This is a genomic window from Stenotrophomonas sp. 05L44_2, from assembly GCF_056665995.1.
Window position 1 is genome coordinate 1 of the sequence record NZ_JBFTNR010000732.1, and the last position, 2073, is coordinate 2073.

General features: G+C 68.9%; 2 protein-coding genes. Both read right to left on the minus strand.

What is annotated here, in order from left to right; translation table 11 throughout:
* A partial coding sequence (locus AC1VAN_RS19940) for a TonB-dependent receptor plug domain-containing protein (protein WP_480986547.1) occupies positions 1 to 1420 on the minus strand: 1420 nt, incomplete at its 3' end.
* A gap of 148 nt (positions 1421 to 1568) precedes the next feature.
* Positions 1569 to 1964, minus strand: coding sequence for a hypothetical protein (locus tag AC1VAN_RS19945; RefSeq protein WP_032951575.1), 396 nt, complete (start codon positions 1962 to 1964; stop codon positions 1569 to 1571).
* Positions 1965 to 2073: the final 109 nt, after the last annotated feature.

Below are 2073 nucleotides of genomic sequence, written 5' to 3' on the forward strand. Positions count from 1 at the left end.
AGCCGGCACCGTCCATGCCGAACACGCCGTCCACCATGTCGGTGTCGTTGTATTGGCCGCCCACGGTCAGCTTGTGCGCACCGAAGTCGAGGTCGAGCATCGTGTCCAGCACGTAGCCTTCCAGTTCCATGGTGCGCAGCGGCCGCGGCAGGAACGCCTGCAGGCGTGCCTGTTCGCTGGCGTTGAGTGCGGCCAGGCCGTTGTTGCGGCCGGCGGCACAGTTGTTGGCGGCACCGGTGCGGCGGCAGACGTCGTTCCACAGGGTCTGCAGGCCGGCGCGCTCGTCCAGCGTCAGCGGCAGCGAGCGGCCGAGGTTGTTGCTCTTGCTGTGGGTCAACGAGGTCTGCCAGGTGCCGAAGCTGTAGCGGCCTTGATGGGTCAGCGAGAGCTGGTCGCGCTCATAGCGCTGGTAGGCGGTGTAGCCCACGCGCGGCTGCACCACGCGGCGGGTGACGGTGCCGCTGCCATTCGGGTTCGGAACCACCGCGTTGCCCACGCGCCACAGGCTGGCCAGGCTGTCGAGGGTGCCGGTCTGGCCTTCGCTGTTGTCGTACTTCTGGCGTGAGACGTCGTAGTCCAGCCACAGTTCGTGGTCGTCGTTGACATGGAAGTTCAGGCGCACGCCGGTGTTCCAGTTGGTGTTGGCCACCGATTTGCCGCCGCCACCGAAACCGATGCTGCGTTCCCACAGCGTGCCGTCGGGCAGGGTCAGCGCATCCCATTCGGGATTGGATGCCTTGGCGTCGTAGTAGCTGCCGCGCACGGCCAGGCCCAGGCGATCCTTGACCAGCGGGCCGCTCAGGTACAGATCGGTGCTGCGCGCGTCGCCGAACTGGTCGTCCTGCTGCACGGTGAAGCCCTGGGTGACCGCGCCGTGCCAGCTGTCCTGGTTGCGGCGGGTGATGATGTTGATGACGCCGCCCATTGCATCCGAGCCGTACAGCGTGGACATCGGGCCGCGCACCACTTCGATGCGCTCGATCGCATCCAGCGGCGGCAGGTAGGCGAACTGGCCACCACCGAAGTTGTTCGGATACAGCTGGCCGGCGTTGCTCTGGCGGCGACCGTCGATCAGCACCAGGGTGTACTCCGACGGCAGGCCGCGCATGGAGATGGTGGCGCGGCCGTTCTTGTCGGTGGCTTCCAGGCCGACGTCGATGCCTTCGACGTCGCGCAGGGCRTCGACCAGGCTGGTGTAAGGGCGCTTGCTCAGCTCTTCGCGGCTGACCACGCTGATGCTGGCCGGTGCATCGACTACCTTCTGCTCGAAACCGGAGGCGGTCACCACCACCTTGTCCAGCGTCTGCGGCGCGCCGCTGGCGGCACCATTGGCGTAGGCGGGCGCCGCGACCGCAGCCAGCACAGCGCTGGTCAACAGATGTCGGGACAGGGACGAACGGACACGATGGCGCTGGGCCATGGCAGATACCTCGAAGGATGTAGGGCAGCGCGATGCAGGGCGCGGAACGCGCACGGCAGGGCAGGGATGGCCCGGTCAGGGGCGGCAGGGGCGAAACAGGCAGCGGTGAGCCGTCGCAACCGCGCAGGCGGTCACGGCGTGCCGTGGATCAGGCGAGCGGCGGCGCCTGGCCGCGTTGCTGGCGGCGCCCGGGCGCATCGGCCCAGGGCATGTCCGGTACGGCCAGCGGCCAGTGCGGACGCGCGCCGGAGGGAACCGACGCGGAGGGAACCAGATCAAGTTCGGTGCGCAGCCAGTGGCTGGCCAGCAACAGCGGCGGGATCGGCTTGTCCGTGGACTTGGCCGGTGCCGAGGCGCAGCGCCGCAGTTTGGCCGGCGCTTCTTCCTGCAAAGGGCTTTCGCCGCCGCGCTCTTCCAGCGGCTGCTGCAGCGCCTGCGGCGCGGCGGCATGGGCGACCGGTAGCAGCGGCAGGGTGCCCAGCAACAGCGTCAACATCGCCACCCACGCCAGCAGGCTGGCCAGCGCAGGCCGACGGCCGCGCATGGCGGTGCCGAGCTGTACAAGCCGAAGCGGGCGAGGGCGGAACGGGCGACGCAAGCGGAGATCCCTGGCTGGCCGGAACATCCGGCGTCAACGGGGCGTGATTGTAATG

Bases quoted from the DNA above. Each gene is read 5' to 3' on its own strand.
- AC1VAN_RS19945 (WP_032951575.1), bottom strand. From the start codon at position 1,964: ATGCGCGGCCGTCGGCCTGCGCTGGCCAGCCTGCTGGCGTGGGTGGCG.